Source organism: Sinomonas halotolerans (assembly GCF_039615075.1).
In the GTDB taxonomy this organism is placed as follows: Bacteria; Actinomycetota; Actinomycetes; order Actinomycetales; family Micrococcaceae; genus Sinomonas; species Sinomonas halotolerans.
In genome coordinates, this window is record NZ_JBDFRB010000019.1 from 1 (window position 1) to 15,781 (window position 15,781).

Consider the following 15,781-nt stretch of genomic DNA (forward strand, 5'->3'; position numbering starts at 1 on the left):
ACCCGGAAGCTAAGACCCACAGCGCCGATGGTACTGCACCCGAGAGAGTGTGGGAGAGTAGGACACCGCCGGACAACCATTCACGAGGACCCCCACCACACGGTGGGGGTCCTCACCACTTAACCAACCACCACCCGCAACACGCCCCCGGGGACGCGCCCCGGGGACACGGCCCGGGGGACACGGCCCGCAACGAGGGCGCTCCGCATCACCAGGGCGATCGCACCGCCCGGACCTCGCAAGCCCCTGGCGCCCGGCAGGTGTGCTCGAGCGTCTGCCGGACGCCAGCTCCTCGACGGGAGGGCCGGCTGTGTGCGGGATGCAGTACCGGGGCCCGTGTGGGATGCAGCACCCCTGCCCGTTCCGCCCCGGAATCGGAGGTCCGCACCCCGTAGACTTGATCAGAGCTGTGCTGGAGAGTTGATTCCGGCGGATAAGTCGATAGTGAAAGAGGAGCCACATGGCAGAGGAGAACGGGCGCGGCCGCGACGGACGGGGATTCGGCGGACCCCGTCGAGGAGGCGACAGCGGCCGGGGATCCGAGCGCTTCGGTGGCCCCTTCCGCGGAACCAGCAACTCCGGTGGGCGTCCTCGCGGGTTCCGCGACCGCGACCGGGACGACGCGGGTCGGGACGCAGGTGAGCGCCGTCCCTTCGATCGCGATGACCGGGAGCGTCCTCGTTTCGATCGTGAGCGTGGTGAGCGTGGCCAGGGTCGTCCGTTCGGGCGCGATGACCGTGGTGGTGAGCGTGGCCAGGGTCGTCCGTTCGGGCGCGATGACCGTGGTGGTGAGCGTGGCCAGGGTCGTCCGTTCGGGCGCGATGACCGTGGTGGTGAGCGTGGTGAGCGTCCTCGTTTCGATCGTGAGCGTGGTGAGCGTGGCCAGGGTCGTCCGTTCGGTCGCGATGACCGTGATGGTGAGCGTGGTGAGCGTCCCCGCTTCGATCGTGAGCGTGGCAAGGGTCGTCCGTTCGGTCGCGATGACCGTGATGGTGAGCGTGGTGAGCGTCCCCGCTTCGATCGTGAGCGTGGCAAGGGTCGTCCGTTCGGGCGCGATGACCGTGGTGGTGAGCGTGGTGAGCGTGGCCAGGGTCGTCCGTTCGGTGGTGGTGAGCGTGGTGAGCGTCCTCGTTTCGATCGTGAGCGTGGCCAGGGTCGTCCGTTCGGGCGCGATGACCGTGGTGGTGAGCGTGGCCAGGGTCGTCCGTTCGGTGGTGGTGAGCGTGGCGAGGGCCGCTCGTTCACCCGGGACGAGCGTGGTGAGCGTCCCCGCTTCGACCGCGGCGGATCGAGCGAGCGCCGCCCGTTCAAGCGGCCGGAGCGCGGATTCGACGGCGGTGCCCGCGAGGATCGCCCGCGCGAGCACAACGCCGCCGACCTCCGTGTCTCGAACAGGGCCGACCGTGAGCGCTCGCCCGAGGTCGATCCTGACGTGACGGGCCGCGAGCTGGACCGGGCGACCATGGGCCAGCTGCGGACCCTTGAGGGCAAGAACAGCGAGTGGGTGGCGAAGCACCTCGTCATGGCCGGCCGCCTCATCGAGGACGACCCCGAGCTCGCCTACCAGCATGCCCTCGCAGCGAGCCGTCGCGGAGGCCGCATCGGCGCCGTCCGCGAGGCCGTCGGCATGACGGCGTATGCCGCCGGCCGCTACGATGATGCGCTCCGGGAGTTCCGCACATTCCGCCGCATCACGGGCTCGAGCATCCACCTGCCTCACATGGCGGACTGCGAACGTGGCCTGGGCCGGCCGGAGAAGGCGCTCGAGCTCGCGTCCTCGGAGGAGAGCAGCATGCTGGACAACGCTGGCAGGGCTGAGCTGGCCATCGTCGCATCGGGCGCCCGCGCAGACATGGGCGACCTTGAGGGCGCTGTCAACGAGCTCGAGATCCCCCAGCTGGACATCAACCGGGCCTTCTCCTTCAGCCCGCGCCTCTTCGAGGCGTACGCCGACGCGCTTTCGGCCGCCGGCCGCTCGCAGGAGGCCTCGCGCTGGTACCGCCAGATCGGCGTGGCGGAGAACGCCCTCGGCGTCGGCGAGTTCGCGGAGCCCGAGATCGTCGACCTCGGCTGGGACGAGGAGGAGGAGCGCCGCGAGGAGGAGGAGCGCCGTGCGCGCAGCGCGGCGGCGTCCCCCCGTGGCTCCGGCACTGAGGGCGCTGGGGACGCTGAAGCCCACTCGTCGGCGTCCGACGCCGAGGGCTCGCCCGCGGCGGGCTCCTCGCCGGCCGCCGAGGCCGCGAGGGAGGCACGGGACGCCGCCGGCGATTCCCACACCGCGCTGGCCGACGATGAGATCGGTGTCCACGAGGCATCGTCGCCCAACGAGCCCGTGGAGCCCATGGCCTCGGCGGGGGATGCAGGCGATGCCGAGGCGGACCAGGGCCGGGCTGCGGACGACGAGTCCTAGCGTGGCCGCCTTCATCGACGCGTTCGACGCCGTCCTGTCCGACCTGGACGGCGTCGTGTATGCCGGCCCGCACGCGATCCCCGGCGCGGTCGAGGCGCTCCAGGCGCTCGGCCCCCGGGGCGTGCGGCTGGGCTACGTGACGAACAACGCCTCGCGCAGCACTGCCGACGTCGCCGCGCACCTGCGCGAGCTAGGCGCTCCGGCGGCCGAGGATGACGTCGTAAGCTCCGCCCAGGCCGGTGCGGACCTGCTCGCGTCCAAGGTGCCCGCGGGCGCACGCGTTCTCGTCACCGGCAGCCGGGCACTCGCCCGCGAGGTCGAGGACCGGGGGCTGATTCCGGTGGAGAGCGCCGAGGACCGGCCGGACGCGGTGATCCAGGGCTTCAGCCCGGACCTCGGCTGGCGGGACCTCGCCGAGGCGGCCTATGCCGTGGCAGCGGGGGCGCTGTGGGTCGCGACGAACACGGACCTCTCCATCCCGCAGGCCCGCGGCACGGCGCCAGGCAACGGTACCCTCGTCGCGGCTGTCCGCGCGGCCACGGGACGCGAGCCGCTCGTGGCCGGCAAGCCCGAGGCGCCGCTGTTCGTCGCCGCCGCGCAGCGGCTCGGAGCCTCCCGCCCGGTCGTGGTGGGGGACCGCCTCGACACGGACATCCTCGGCGGCAACCGGGCCGGCTTCGCGACCGCGGCTGTCCTGACCGGCGTCGACACGCCTGAGAGCATCCTCCGCGCCCGCGCGGCGGAGCGTCCGCAGTACATCCTGGCCACTCTCGCCGATTTCTACCGCCCCTACGCCGCTCCCGTCTCGGACGACGGCGTGTGGCGGGCAGGTGCCGCGGCGGCGCGGACTGAAGGCGGCCGGCTCGTGGTGGAGGGCACCCCCGAGGACCTCGACGGGTGGCGGGCCGCCTGCGCGGCCTGGTGGGAAGCAAACCCTGAGGCCCAGGGCATGACGGCGCCGGAGCTCGTCTGGACCGGAGTGTCACGACACGCCCTCGCATGATGGATAAGCTGGGGCCCATGAGCGAGGAGCCACAGCCGGACCAGGATCAGGCCGTCACCGCGGCCCTCGGGGGACTCGAGGACTCTGGCGGCCTCGGCCTCGCGGAGCAGGCCACAGCGCTCGAGGCGTTCCACGACCAGCTTGCCCGTGCACTCGGCGTGGAGTCCGGGGACTAGCGGTGGCCAGACTCGACCTCGAGCTCGTCCGCCGCGGCCTGGCGCGCTCCCGCACGCACGCCGCGAAGCTCATCGCCGAAGGCTCGGTGGCCGTGGACGGGGCATCGGTGACCCGCCCCGCCCATGACGTCGGCGAGGACACGGCGATCGACGTCGCAGCCTCCGAGCATGACCGCTACGCGAGCCGCGCCGGCCGCAAGCTCGCGGGTGCCCTCGACCGGTTCGGCGGGATAGAGCCGCGAGGCCTGAGGTGCCTCGACGCAGGCGCCTCCACCGGCGGCTTCACCGACGTACTGCTCGAGGCGGGTGCGTCCGAGGTGGTGGCGGTCGACGTCGGCCACGGGCAGCTCGTGCCCCGCCTCCGCGAGGACCCGCGCGTCCGCGTCCACGAGGGCATCAACGTCCGCGACCTCACCCCGGAGGCGGTCGGCGGGCCGGTCCGTCTCACGGTCGCGGACCTCTCCTTCATCTCCCTCACCCTCGTGCTCGGGCCGCTGGCCGCGTGCACCGAGCCGGGCGGGGACCTGCTCGTCATGGTCAAGCCCCAGTTCGAGGTGGGACGCGAGCGCCTGGCGCGCACCGGCGTCGTCGGCTCGGACAGCGAACGACGCCGGGCCGTCGCCTCCGTCGCGCAGGCCGCGGCTGCCGAGGGGCTGCAGCTGCGGGGCCTCGCGGAGAGCCCGCTTCCCGGCCAGGACGGGAACCACGAGTACTTCCTCTGGCTCAAGGTGCCCAACGCCGCGACCGCGGTGGGCGGGCCCGAGGCGCCCGGGAGCACGGTCGACCCCACAGCGTGGGTCGAGCAGGCATGGCCGGCGGCCACGGGACAGGAGGCACGCGCATGACCCGCAGGATCCTGGTCCTTGCCCACACGGGCCGCGAGGACTCCGTGACGGCGGCCCGGGAGGCGTGCGCGCAGCTGTACGGATCCGGCCTCGTGCCGGTCATGACCGCGGGCCAGCGCAAGGACCTCGAGCGGCACGCCGAGGGGATCGACCATCCGACCGAGATACTCGGCGAGGATGTGCAGCTCGCGGACGTCGAGCTCGTCATGGTCCTCGGCGGCGACGGCACCATCCTCCGCGCCGCGGAGATCGCGCGCGAGGAGGACGTCCCGCTCCTGGGCGTCAACCTCGGCCACGTGGGCTTCCTCGCCGAGAGCGAGCGCGCGGACCTCGCCCAGACGGTCGAGTGGGTCGCGGCGCGCAGCTACTCGGTCGAGGAGCGCATGACCATCGACGTGACGGTGTGGCATCAGGGCCGCAAGGTCGCCCACACGTGGGCGCTCAACGAGGCGGCGGTCGAGAAGGCCAGCCGCGAGCGGATGATCGAGGTCGTGACCGAGGTGGACGGCAAGCCGCTCACCTCGTTCGGCTGCGACGGGGTGGTGCTCGCGACCCCGACCGGCAGCACCGCGTACGCGTTCTCGGCGGGCGGCCCGGTCGTGTGGCCGGAGGTCGAGGCCCTCGTGATCGCGCCCATCAGCGCGCACGCCCTCTTCGCGAAGCCGCTCGTCGTCTCTCCGCATTCCCGCCTCGCCGTGGAGATCCTGGGCCGCACTGACGCGCATGGGGTGCTGTGGTGCGACGGGCGCCGGTCGATCGACCTGCCGCCCGGGGCGCGGGTGGAGATCACGCGGTCGCCGCGGCCCGTGCGCCTCGCGAGGATCAGCGAGACGCCGTTCTCGGCGCGGCTCGTGCGCAAGTTCGAGCTGCCCATCCACGGCTGGCGCGGCCCGGTGCGGGCGGGGGCCCTCGCGGAGGCTGGCGAGGAGGCCGCGGTCCCGGAAGTCCCGGCCGTGCCGTGGGGCGGCAGGCCCGGAGAGAAGAGCTGATCGAGGAGCAGACATGATCGAGGAACTCAGGATCCGCGACCTCGGTGTCATCACCGAGGCCACCCTCCCGCTCGGGCCCGGCCTCAGCGTCGTGACGGGCGAGACGGGCGCGGGGAAGACCATGGTCGTGACGGCGCTCGGGCTCCTGTTGGGCGGCCGCTCGGATGCGGGGGCGGTGCGCACGGGCGCGAAGTCCGCGCTCGCCGAGGCGAGCGTCCGCCTCGGAACCGGACATCCCGCCGTCGTGCGCGCCGAGGAGGCGGGCGCTGACGTCGAGGAGCACGACGGCGCCGCCGAGCTCCTGCTGGCCCGCACCGTGGGCGCGGACGGGCGCAGCAGGGCGCACGTGGGCGGGCGCAGCGCCCCTGTCGGCGCGCTCGCCGAGGTCGGCGGCCAGCTCGTCGTGGTGCACGGCCAGTCGGAGCAGCTGCGGCTCAAGAGCCCCGCCGCACAGCGCGAGGCGCTCGACAAGTTCGCAGGGGAGGAGTTCGCCGGCGTCCTGGCCCGGTACTCGGAGCGGTACACGGGGTGGCTCGCCGCGAAGCGCGAGCTCGAGGAGCTCACCTCGACCTCCCGCGAGCGGATCCGCGAGGCCGAGTCCCTCGAGGCGGCGCTCGCGGAGATCGCCGAGGTCGATCCGCAGCCGGGGGAGGACGAGGCGCTGCGGGCCGAGTCCGTGCGCCTGTCCCATTCCGAGGCGCTGCGCGTCGCGGCCCAGCAGGCCCACGAGGCGCTCGTCTCCGAGGACTTCGGGGAGAGCCCCGATGCGACCACGCTCGTGGACGGCGCGAAGCGGACCCTCGAGCAGGTGGCCGAGCACGATCCGGAGCTGTCCACCGCAGCCGCCCGCCTGGCCGAGGCGGGCTACCTCCTGGCGGACGTCGCGTCATCGCTCGCGAGCTACGCATCCTCGCTCGACGCCGACCCCGCCCGCCTCGGCGAGGTCGAGGAGCGCCGCGCGGCGCTCACGGGCCTGATCCGCAAGTACGCGCCCACGCTCGACGAGGTGATCGCGTGGGCCGAGACAGGGCAGAAGCGGCTCTTCGAGCTCCAGGACGACGACGGCCGCATCGAGTCCCTCACGGCCCAGGCCGCGGCGGACGAGGCCGAGCTGCAGGAGCTCGCCGAACTACTGCGCGGGATGCGGACGGCGGCCGCCGCAGACCTCTCGGAGCGCGTGAGCGCTGAGCTCACGGCGCTCGCGATGCCGGACGCGACCCTGCAGATCGACGTCGAGCCAGCCCAGGAGCTGGGGCCGCACGGAGCGGACACGGTCTCGATCCAGCTCCGCCCGCATGCCGGCGCGCAGGCCCGCCCCCTCGGCAAGGGCGCGTCCGGGGGCGAGCTCTCGCGGGTCATGCTCGCGATCGAGGTGGTCCTCGCCGCGGTCGACCCCGTGCCGACCTTCGTCTTCGACGAGGTGGACTCCGGCGTGGGCGGACGCGCCGCCGTCGAGATCGGCCGGCGTCTCGCGATGCTCGCCCGGCACGTCCAGGTCCTGGTGGTCACGCACCTGCCGCAGGTCGCGGCGTTCGCGGACCGGCACGTCACCGTGATCAAGAACTCAGTGGCCACGGGGCGCACCTCGGAAGGGGTCGACGGCGTGACCTCGAGCGACGTGAGGCTGCTCACCGAGGAGGAGCGCGTCGTGGAGCTCGCCCGCATGCTCGCGGGCCAGGAGGACTCGGAGAGCGCCCGCGCGCATGCGCTCGAGCTCCTCGAGGACGCCCGCTCGGCGCGCGCGGCCGCCGTCGGCTGACGTCGCGGCCGACGGCGGAGGGTCGGGCCGCGGCGCGCCGGGGGCGCGCAGGGGGCGTTATGTCAGGGGTGGACGGCGGATCGGTGATATGCTCGAATTCCGTGGTGCAGCGAACTCATTCCCGTTTCTCAGACTCCGGCCAGACGACCAAGCAGATCTTCGTCACTGGCGGCGTGGCCTCCTCGCTCGGGAAGGGCCTGACGGCTTCCAGCCTCGGTCACCTGCTGCGGGCCCGTGGCCTCTCCGTCACGATGCAGAAGCTCGACCCGTATCTCAACGTGGACCCGGGCACAATGAACCCCTTCCAGCACGGCGAGGTCTTCGTGACCGAGGACGGCGCTGAGACGGACCTCGACATCGGCCACTACGAGCGGTTCCTCGACGAGTCGCTCGACGGCTCCGCGAACGTGACCACGGGCCAGGTCTACTCGACTGTGATCGCCAAGGAGCGCCGCGGCGAGTACCTCGGCGACACCGTCCAGGTCATCCCGCACATCACTGACGAGATCAAGCGGCGCATGCGCCTCCCCTCCGAGGGCGAGAACGCGCCGGATGTCATCATCACCGAGATCGGCGGCACGGTCGGGGACATCGAGTCGCAGCCCTTCCTCGAGGCCGCCCGCCAGGTGCGCCAGGACGTGGGCCGCAGCAACGTCTTCTTCGTCCACGTCTCCCTCGTGCCGTACATCGGCCCGTCGCAGGAGCTCAAGACCAAGCCGACCCAGCACTCTGTCGCGGCCCTGCGCTCCATCGGCATCCAGCCCGAGGCGATCGTGATCCGTTCCGACCGCGAGGTCCCGGAGGCGATGCGCGAGAAGATCGGCCGGATGTGCGATGTCGACGTGGACGCCGTCATCAACGCCGCAGACGCCCCGAGCATCTACGACATCCCGAAGACGCTGCACGCCCAGGGCCTCGACTCGTACATCGTGCGCGCCCTCGACCTGCCGTTCAAGGACGTCGACTGGACCAAGTGGGACAAGCTCCTCAAGGCCGTCCACGAGCCGTCCCACGAGGTCGAGATCGCCCTGGTCGGCAAGTACATCGACCTCCCGGACGCCTACCTCTCCGTGACCGAGGCGCTCCGCGCTGGCGGCTTCGCGAACGAGACGAAGGTCAACATCCGCTGGGTGGCCTCGGACGAGTGCCAGACCCCGGCCGGCGCCAAGAAGGCCCTCGAGGGCGTGGACGCGATCCTCGTCCCGGGCGGCTTCGGCATCCGCGGGCTCGAGGGCAAGCTGGGCGCCCTCACGCTCGCCCGCGAGACCGGCGTACCGACCCTGGGGCTGTGCCTCGGCCTGCAGTGCATGGTCATCGAGTACGCACGCAACGTCGTGGGCCTCGAGGGCGCGTCGTCGAGCGAGTTCGAGCCGAACTCGAAGTACCCGGTCATCGCGACCATGGAGGAGCAGCTGGACATCGTCGAGGGCAAGGGGGACATGGGCGGCACCATGCGCCTGGGCCTCTACGACGCGGTCCTCGAGTCCGGCTCTGTGGTCGCCGAGACCTACGGCGCCACCAAGGTCTCCGAGCGCCACCGTCACCGCTACGAGGTCAACAACGCCTTCCGCGACCAGATCGCGGCCAAGGGACTGAAGTTCTCGGGCACGTCCCCGGACGGGAAGCTCGTCGAGTTCGTCGAGCTGCCGCGCGAGGTGCACCCGTACTATGTCGCGACGCAGGCGCACCCGGAGCTCGCCTCCCGTCCCACGCGGCCGCACCCCCTCTTCGCAGGTCTGGTCAAGGCGGCCCTCGACCGCCAGCAGGGCGCTCCGGTGTCGTCCTCCACGGCGGCAGCCAAGGAGTCGGACGGTTCGGCCGTCAAGGCCCCGACCGCGGCCAAGGCGAAGTAGGCGCCGGCCATGGGGGAGCGCGCGCCGCAGCGCCAGGGCGAGCGGGCTGACGGGGGGCCTGCTGACCGCGGGCCCGCCCCCAGCGCGGAGTCCGGCGCGCGTCCCGCCCATGGGGGGGAGCGCCCGGTCGTCCGGGACGCGCTGAGCCCGCGCCGGGTGCTGTCCTCGGGCACGGTCTACACGGGCCGGATCTGGGACGTCCGCAGCGACACCTTCGAACTCGCCGAGGGCACGGGGGCACTCGAGCGCGACTACGTGGACCACCCGGGCGCCGTCGCGGTCGTGCCGATGGATGAGGCGGGCCGGATCCTCCTGCTGCGCCAGTACCGGCACCCCGTCGGCATGGACCTCTGGGAGATCCCGGCCGGGCTCCTGGACATGGAGGGCGAGCCGAACCTCGCCGCCGCGGCCCGCGAGCTCGCCGAGGAGGCCGACCTGGCCGCGGACACGTGGAACGTGCTCGCGGACTTCTTCACCTCGCCGGGATCCTCGAGCGAGGCGATCCGGGTGTACCTCGCGCGCGGCCTGACGGAGGTCCCCCACCACGAGCGCCACGAGCGCACCGACGAGGAAGCCGAGATCGAGTTCGCCTGGATGGACCTCGACGAGGCAGTGCGCGCCGTGATGGAGGGCCGCCTGAACAACCCGAGCGCTGTGGTCGGCATCCTCGCCGCCCGTGCGGCCCGCGATGACGGCTTCGCCTCGCTCCGCCCGGGCGACGTCCCCTGGCCGGCCCACCCGGCCCAGCGCTAGCGGGAGGGCTTGACGTGAGCGTGTCCCAGTCGACCCCGCCCCCGCTCGCGCGCGCCGTCGAGGACTACCTGCGCCACCTCGCCGTCGAGCGCGGGCTTGCCCCCAACACCCTCGCCGCGTACCGGCGGGACCTCGCGCGCTACGCCGCCTTCCTCGACCGGGAGGGCGTCGCCGAGCCGGGCTCCATCGCAAGGGCCCACGTTGACCGCTTCGCCGAGGCGCTCAGGGACGGGGCCGACGGCGGGAGTCCCCTCACTGCGCGGTCCGCCGCGCGCACGGTGGTCGCCGTGCGCGGCCTCCACCGCTTCTGGGCGCTCGAGGGTTGCACGGTGGGCGACCCGGCGGCGGACGTCCACCCGCCGCTGGCAGGCCAGCGGCTGCCCAAGGCCATCAGCATCGACGAGGTGGGCAGGATCCTCGATGCGGCGGCCGCGGACACTCCCTCGGGTCTGCGGGACCGGGCCCTTCTCGAGTTCCTCTATGCAACTGGGGCACGCATCAGCGAGGCGGTAGGCCTCGACGTCGACGACCTCCGCCTCGACTCCGGCGACGAAGGGCCGCCGATCGTGCGGCTCTTCGGCAAGGGCTCCAAAGAGCGCCTTGTGCCGCTGGGATCGTATGCCGCCCGCGCGCTCGAGGCGTACCTCGTCCGAGGCCGCCCGGCGCTCGTGGCGAAGGGCCGCGGCACTCCGGCCCTCTTCCTCAACGCCCGCGGCGGGCGGATCAGCCGCCAGAGCGCGTGGACCATCCTCAAGGACGTCGCGGAGAGCGCCCGGATCGAGAGGGACGTCTCCCCGCACACGCTGCGTCACTCCTTCGCGACCCATCTCCTCGAGGGCGGCGCGGACGTCCGGGTGGTCCAGGAACTGCTCGGGCACGCCTCAGTCACCACTACGCAGGTCTACACACTCGTCACCGCGGACACGCTCCGCGAGGTCTACGCGGCAGCCCACCCCAGGGCGCTGGGCTGATGGGACGGCTGGGCTGATGGGCGCTCCCGTGGTGCTCTGCTTCCTCCTGCGCGAAGGGCAGGAAGGCAGCGAGGTGCTCCTGGGGCGCAAGCGCCGGGGCTTCGGCGTGGGCAAGATCGTGGGGCTCGGAGGGCACATCGAGGCGGGGGAGACAGCCGCGCAGGCGGCTCGGCGCGAGCTCGCCGAAGAGGCCTGCGTGGAGCTCGACGCCGCAGCCATGCGCGCCGCGGGCACCGTGGACTTCCGCTTCCCGGCCAGGCCGGAATGGGACATGGCCTGCACCATGTTCACCTGCACCCGCTGGGAGGGCGAGGTGTGCACGACCGAGGAGATCGAACCCGAGTGGTTCCCGGTCGACGCACTCCCGGTGGACAGGATGTGGCAGGACGCCGACCATTGGCTCCCGATCGTCCTGACCGGGGCGTGGGCGGTCCCGCCGGACTTCCTCGTGGAAATGGCCGAGGACAACGAGACGGTGGCCCGTTTCGCTGTCCTCGGCCCCTGAGCAGACCAGCGCGCCTGCCCGGCAGCTGTTCCGTGAGGCCCAGCCGCCCCCTTGATCGAGGCGCCTAGTCGAGGTGCCGTTCGTCCGGCCCGTTGTAGGCCGAGAGGGGGCGGATGAGGGAGTTGTCCTCGAGCTGTTCCATGACATGGGCAGTCCAGCCGACGATGCGGCTCGCGACGAAGAGCGGGGTGAAGGTCGGGATGTCGAAGCCCATGAGGTGGTAGGCAGGTCCGGTGGGGTAGTCGAGGTTGGGCTTGATGCCCTTGGCCTCGTCCATGGCCTGCTCGAGGCCGTCGTAGAGGCCGAGGATCTCGGGGCGGCCGTAGAAGGCGATGAGATCGTCGAGGGCGGCCTTCATGGTGGGCACGCGGGAGTCGCCGTGCTTGTAGACGCGGTGGCCGAAGCCCATGATCTTCTTCTTCTGGGCCAGGGCGGCGTCCATCCAGGCCTTCGCGCGGGTCTTGGCGTCCGCGTGGGATTCGTCGGCGCGGATCCCGATCTCCTCGAAGGTCTCCATGACGGCCTCGTTGGCACCTCCGTGGAGGGGGCCCTTGAGGGCGCCGATCGCGGCGGTGACGGCGGAGTGGAGATCCGAGAGGGTGGAGGTGACGACGCGTGCGGTGAAGGTGGAGGCGTTGAAGGAGTGCTCGGCGTAGAGGATCATCGAGACCTCGAACGCGCGGACGACTTCGGGGGCCGCCTCCTCGCCGAAGGCCATCCAGAGGAAGTTGGCGGCGTAGCCGAGGTCCGCGCGCGGCTCGACCGGCTCCTGGCCGCGGCCGTCGTGACGCCTGCGGCGCTGGTCGTAGGCGATGACGGCGGGCATCGCGGCGAAGAGCTCGAGCGCCTTGGCCAGGTTGGCCTCGCGGGAGGAGTCCCCAGCGAGGGGGTGGCGGGCCCCGTGCACGCTAGCGGCGGTGCGGCAGACGTCCATGGGGTGGGAGGTAATAGGCAGTTCGTCCACGACCTGCTTCAGGAGCGGGTCGAGGGAACGGCCGGCACGCTCGCGTGATTCGAACTCGGCCAGCTGCTCCCGGGTGGGGAGTTCGCCGTTCCACAGGAGGTAGGCGACCTCCTCGAAGCTGCAGCGGGCAGCGAGCTCCTGCACGGGGTAGCCGCGGTAGAGGAGCGAGTTGGTCTCGGGGTTGACCTTCGAGATGGCCGTGTAGTCGACCACCACCCCTGCGAGGCCCTTCTTGATCTCGCTGTCGCTCTGCGTGGCGCTGGGCACCTGCGTCATGGCGTGACTCCTTTGTCGGTCTCAGGTCTGGCGGCGAAAGGTGCCGGGGCTCAGTGGCGCCCGGGAACCTTGAAGTTGAACACGCCGGCGTCGAAGCGGCTGTACGCCTCGTAGTCCACCAGCTCATACAGTCGGGAGCGTGTGAGCATGTTCTCGACCTGCGCCTCCTGGGTGCCATCGGCCCTGATGGTATCCAGAGTACGTTCTGCCGCGCCCATGGCAATGCGCAGGAGGGTGACCGGGTAGATGATGAGGTTGATGCCCACCCCGGCAAGCTCGTCGGCAGTGAACAGGCGGCTCTTGCCGAACTCGGTCATGTTGGCCAGGATCGGCACGTCCACGGCGGCGCGGATGGCCGCGAACTCCTCGAGCGTGGCCATGGCCTCGGGGAAGACCGCGTCCGCGCCGGCATCCACGAGCGCCTTGGCGCGGTCGGCCGCGGCGCGGAGCCCCGCGTCTCCGGCCTCCGCCGCGCGGATGTCGGTCCGGGCCATGATGAGGAAGTCCGCATCGCGGCGGGCGTCGACGGCGGCGCGGATGCGCTTGAGGGCGGTGTCCTGGTCCACGACCGACTTGCCGTCGAGGTGGCCGCACCGCTTGGGGTTCACCTGGTCCTCGATGTGGCATCCGGCGAGGCCGGCGTTCTCGAGCTCCTGGACGGTGCGGGCCACGTTCATGGGCTCGCCGAAGCCGGTGTCGGCGTCCACGATCGCGGGAAGGTCCGTCATGCGGGCGATCTGCCCGGCCCGGGCCGCGACCTCGGTGAGGGTCGTGAGCCCGATGTCCGGCAGGCCGAGGTCGTTGGCGAGGACTGCCCCGGAGATGTAGACCCCGGGGAAGCCCTTCTCTTGGATCAGCCGGGCCGAGAGCGGGTTGAACGCGCCCGGGAACTGCTGGACCGTCCCGGATGCGAGAGCCTCGCGGAGCCGGAGGCGCTTCTGCTCGGGGGTCGTCTTCGAGTACAGCATCTAGAACAGTCCCTTCGGGCCCTTGGCGAGGTCGATGACCCCGTCCTTGGCCAGGATGTTGAGCGCGCCGAGCTCGCCGGGGCCGAGCTCGGGGAGGCGCTGGACGGCGTCGAGGAACCGCTCGATCTCCTCGGGCGCGACCGCGTCGGCGGCGAGCATGCGGAACTTGGCGATGTACTGCTCACGGCCGAACGGGCGGGCGCCGAGCGGGTGGGCGTCCGCGACGGCGATCTCGTCCTCGATCACCGTCCCGTCGGCCAAGGTGATGACCACGGAACCGCCGAAGGCCTTCTCGGCGATGTCGAGCGAGTGGTAGCGGCGGGTCCACTCCGGGTCCTCTTCGGTGGTGACCTTGTTCCACAGGGCCACGGTGTCCGGGCGCCCGGCGCGCTCCGGGGTGTACGAGTCGACGTGGTGCCATCCGCCGTCCTGGAGTGCCACGGCGAAGATGTACGGGATCGAGTGGTCCAGAGTCTCGCGCGAGGCGTTCGGGTCGTACTTCTGGGGGTCGTTGGCCCCCGAGCCGATGACGTAGTGGGTGTGGTGGCTCGTGCGGATGAGGATGCTCTGCACGTTGCCGGGGTCCGTGGCCTCTGGGTGCTCGGTGTGGAGCCTGCGGGCGAGGTCGATCCAGGCCTGGGCCTGGTACTCGGCCGAGTGCTCCTTGGTGTAGGTGTCCAGGATCGCGCGCTTCGCCTCGCCCTCAGCCGGCAGCGGGACCTCGTAGGACGCGTCCGGGCCGTCGAGGAGCCAGGCGATGACCCCGTCCTCGCCCTCGTAGATGGGCACCGGCGAGGTCTGCCCGCGCATCGCCCGGTCCACGGCCTCCACGGCCATCTTGCCCGCGAACGCGGGGGCGTGGGCCTTCCACGTGGAGATCTCGCCCTTGCGCGACTGGCGCGTGGCCGTCGTCGTGTGCAGGGCCTGGCCAACGGCCTGGAAGACCGTCTCGACGCCCAGGCCCAGGAGTGTGCCGATGCCGGCGGCGGCGGACGGGCCGAGGTGCGCGACGTGGTCGATCTTGTGCTTGTGCAGGCAGATCGCCTTGACGAGGTCGACCTGGATCTCGTACCCGGTGGCGAGGCCGCGGATGAGGTCGCGCCCGCTGGCGCCGACGTGCTGGGCGACGGCGAGGATCGGCGGGATGTTGTCCCCGGGGTGCGAGTAGTCCGCGGCGAGGAACGTGTCGTGGTAGTCGAGTTCGCGCACGGCGACGCCGTTGGCCCACGCGGCCCACTCGGGGGACACCCGGTCTCCGATCCCGAATACGAGCGCCCCCCGCCCCCCGGACGACGGCGAGTGGGCCAACGCCTGAGCCCGCGCCGCGACGATCGGTGGGCGGTTGAGGGACGCGATGGCGACGGACGCGTTGTCGATGATGCGGTTGATGATCATCTCGGCCACCTCCGGGGCGACCTCGGCCGGGTCCGCCGCGACCTTGGCGATCCTGTAGGCGAGCTGTTCCTCGCGGGGCAGCTTCTCCTCGCTGCGGTAGACGCGGACCGTGTGCTTCTCAGTCATGGGAGACCTCTCGGTGCGGCCGGCCCGCGGGGCCGGCATGGGCGTGGTTCGTGATGTGCCTGAGGCTGTTGTGGAGGTGGACGGTGGTCGCGGCGGCGGCGAGGTGCGCGTTGCCGTCCGCGATCGCGCCGGCGATGGCGGCGTGCTCGACGGCGGCGGCGCGCAGCCGCAGCGCGTCGTCCTTCGCGAGTCGGCGCACTCTGGCGAGGTGCACGCGGAGGGCGCCGAGGGCCTGGCCGAGGTACGAGTTGGCGGCCGCGGTGTCGATCTCGTCGTCCAGCTCGGTGACGAGGGCGTAGTACTCGTGCCGCTGCGGGTCATCGTCGCTCAGGAGCGCGGCCGCCGAGGCGAGCCGGTCCCGGAGGCCGGCGAAGCGCGCGCGGTCGCCGCGCTGTGCGGCCAGCGCAGCGGCCTTGGCCTCGAGCGCCTCGCGCAGTTCGAAGAGCTCGTCGATGCGTGCGAGCGAGATGTCGCTCACGACGACGCCGCGTCCCTTCTGGGCGGAGGCCAGCCCGTCGGCCGCGAGCCGGGCGAGCGCTTCGCGCAGCGGCGTCCGCGAGACGCCGAGCCGCTCCGCCTGCTCGACCTCGCCGAGGACGGTGCCCGGCGGGAGCCGCCATTCGACGATGTCGTCGCGCAGGGACGCATAGGCGCGATCACTGGCCTTCATTGTCCTCCCTTGCTCGCCACGTGTATACACTGGCACGACTCTTGGCGGCATTCAAGGCGCTTAGGGCGATTTATGTATACAAAACGGCGTTGCGAATAGGCTACTCGTCAGTAGTATT

15 protein-coding genes are annotated in these 15,781 nt (G+C 71.9%); 10 read left to right on the top strand and 5 right to left on the bottom strand.

Annotation, left to right across the window (positions count from 1 at the left end):
- Positions 1–208: 208 nt before the first annotated feature.
- Complete coding sequence (locus ABCQ75_RS14950; protein WP_345886407.1) at positions 209–1,366, bottom strand: hypothetical protein; 1,158 nt, start codon at positions 1,364–1,366, stop codon at positions 209–211.
- A gap of 66 nt (positions 1,367–1,432) precedes the next feature.
- Here ABCQ75_RS14950 and ABCQ75_RS14955 point away from each other — a divergent pair, with 66 nt between their 5' ends.
- The 10 genes from ABCQ75_RS14955 (at position 1,433) to ABCQ75_RS15000 (ending at position 11,264) form a co-directional block, all read left to right on the top strand.
- Positions 1,433–2,410, top strand: coding sequence for a tetratricopeptide repeat protein (locus ABCQ75_RS14955; protein ID WP_345886408.1), 978 nt, complete (start codon positions 1,433–1,435; stop codon positions 2,408–2,410).
- Positions 2,367–3,413 carry an HAD-IIA family hydrolase gene (locus ABCQ75_RS14960; protein ID WP_427916116.1) on the top strand — a complete coding sequence of 349 codons (1,047 nt, stop codon included), beginning with the start codon at positions 2,367–2,369 and terminating at the stop codon, positions 3,411–3,413. The genes ABCQ75_RS14955 and ABCQ75_RS14960 overlap by 44 nt, the downstream gene beginning before the upstream one ends.
- Before the next feature lie 17 nt (positions 3,414–3,430).
- Positions 3,431–3,589: a hypothetical protein gene (locus ABCQ75_RS14965; protein WP_345886410.1), complete on the top strand. Its 159-nt coding sequence runs from the start codon at positions 3,431–3,433 to the stop codon at positions 3,587–3,589.
- Between the two features lie 2 nt (positions 3,590–3,591).
- Positions 3,592–4,434, top strand: coding sequence for a TlyA family RNA methyltransferase (locus tag ABCQ75_RS14970; RefSeq protein ID WP_345886411.1), 843 nt, complete (start codon positions 3,592–3,594; stop codon positions 4,432–4,434).
- Entirely contained in the window at positions 4,431–5,423 is a 993-nt protein-coding gene (locus ABCQ75_RS14975; RefSeq protein ID WP_345886413.1) for an NAD kinase, read from the top strand. Before ABCQ75_RS14970 ends, ABCQ75_RS14975 begins: the two co-directional genes overlap by 4 nt.
- A 13-nt stretch (positions 5,424–5,436) precedes the next feature.
- Positions 5,437–7,182 (top strand): DNA repair protein RecN, encoded by a 1,746-nt coding sequence (gene recN, locus ABCQ75_RS14980; protein ID WP_345886415.1) that lies wholly within the window; start codon positions 5,437–5,439, stop codon positions 7,180–7,182.
- Between the two features lie 83 nt (positions 7,183–7,265).
- On the top strand, positions 7,266–9,035 hold the full coding sequence (locus ABCQ75_RS14985; protein ID WP_345886482.1) for a CTP synthase: 1,770 nt from the start codon (positions 7,266–7,268) through the stop codon (positions 9,033–9,035).
- A gap of 159 nt (positions 9,036–9,194) precedes the next feature.
- A complete protein-coding gene (locus ABCQ75_RS14990; RefSeq protein ID WP_427916117.1) occupies positions 9,195–9,788 on the top strand; it encodes an NUDIX domain-containing protein in 594 nt (197 codons plus the stop codon).
- 14 nt (positions 9,789–9,802) lie between these two features.
- Entirely contained in the window at positions 9,803–10,759 is a 957-nt protein-coding gene (gene xerD, locus ABCQ75_RS14995) for a site-specific tyrosine recombinase XerD (RefSeq protein ID WP_345886416.1), read from the top strand.
- Between the two features lie 16 nt (positions 10,760–10,775).
- Complete coding sequence (locus tag ABCQ75_RS15000; RefSeq protein WP_345886418.1) at positions 10,776–11,264, top strand: 8-oxo-dGTP diphosphatase; 489 nt, start codon at positions 10,776–10,778, stop codon at positions 11,262–11,264.
- 64 nt (positions 11,265–11,328) lie between these two features.
- On the opposite strand, the gene ABCQ75_RS15005 is transcribed toward ABCQ75_RS15000, so the two are convergent.
- From ABCQ75_RS15005 to ABCQ75_RS15020, 4 genes are read right to left on the bottom strand one after another with little or no spacing between them, the layout of a single operon-like run.
- Complete coding sequence (locus tag ABCQ75_RS15005; RefSeq protein WP_345886419.1) at positions 11,329–12,504, bottom strand: bifunctional 2-methylcitrate synthase/citrate synthase; 1,176 nt, start codon at positions 12,502–12,504, stop codon at positions 11,329–11,331.
- Between the two features lie 50 nt (positions 12,505–12,554).
- Positions 12,555–13,472: a methylisocitrate lyase gene (prpB, locus tag ABCQ75_RS15010; protein ID WP_345886421.1), complete on the bottom strand. Its 918-nt coding sequence runs from the start codon at positions 13,470–13,472 to the stop codon at positions 12,555–12,557.
- The gene (locus ABCQ75_RS15015) at positions 13,473–14,993 is read right to left on the bottom strand and encodes an MmgE/PrpD family protein (RefSeq protein ID WP_345886422.1); all 1,521 of its coding nucleotides are present in this window, start codon (positions 14,991–14,993) and stop codon (positions 13,473–13,475) included.
- Positions 14,986–15,663 carry a GntR family transcriptional regulator gene (locus ABCQ75_RS15020; protein ID WP_345886423.1) on the bottom strand — a complete coding sequence of 226 codons (678 nt, stop codon included), beginning with the start codon at positions 15,661–15,663 and terminating at the stop codon, positions 14,986–14,988. Before ABCQ75_RS15020 ends, ABCQ75_RS15015 begins: the two co-directional genes overlap by 8 nt.
- Positions 15,664–15,781: the final 118 nt, after the last annotated feature.

Coding starts and splice junctions, on each gene's coding strand:
- ABCQ75_RS15015 (WP_345886422.1), bottom strand. CDS start 14,993: ATGACTGAGAAGCACACGGTCCGCGTCTACCGCAGCGAGGAGAAGCTG.
- ABCQ75_RS14965 (WP_345886410.1), top strand. CDS start 3,431: ATGAGCGAGGAGCCACAGCCGGACCAGGATCAGGCCGTCACCGCGGCC.
- ABCQ75_RS15005 (WP_345886419.1), bottom strand. CDS start 12,504: ATGACGCAGGTGCCCAGCGCCACGCAGAGCGACAGCGAGATCAAGAAG.
- ABCQ75_RS15020 (WP_345886423.1), bottom strand. CDS start 15,663: ATGAAGGCCAGTGATCGCGCCTATGCGTCCCTGCGCGACGACATCGTC.
- ABCQ75_RS14960 (WP_427916116.1), top strand. CDS start 2,367: ATGCCGAGGCGGACCAGGGCCGGGCTGCGGACGACGAGTCCTAGCGTG.
- prpB (WP_345886421.1), bottom strand. CDS start 13,472: ATGCTGTACTCGAAGACGACCCCCGAGCAGAAGCGCCTCCGGCTCCGC.
- ABCQ75_RS15000 (WP_345886418.1), top strand. CDS start 10,776: ATGGGCGCTCCCGTGGTGCTCTGCTTCCTCCTGCGCGAAGGGCAGGAA.
- ABCQ75_RS14975 (WP_345886413.1), top strand. CDS start 4,431: ATGACCCGCAGGATCCTGGTCCTTGCCCACACGGGCCGCGAGGACTCC.
- recN (WP_345886415.1), top strand. CDS start 5,437: ATGATCGAGGAACTCAGGATCCGCGACCTCGGTGTCATCACCGAGGCC.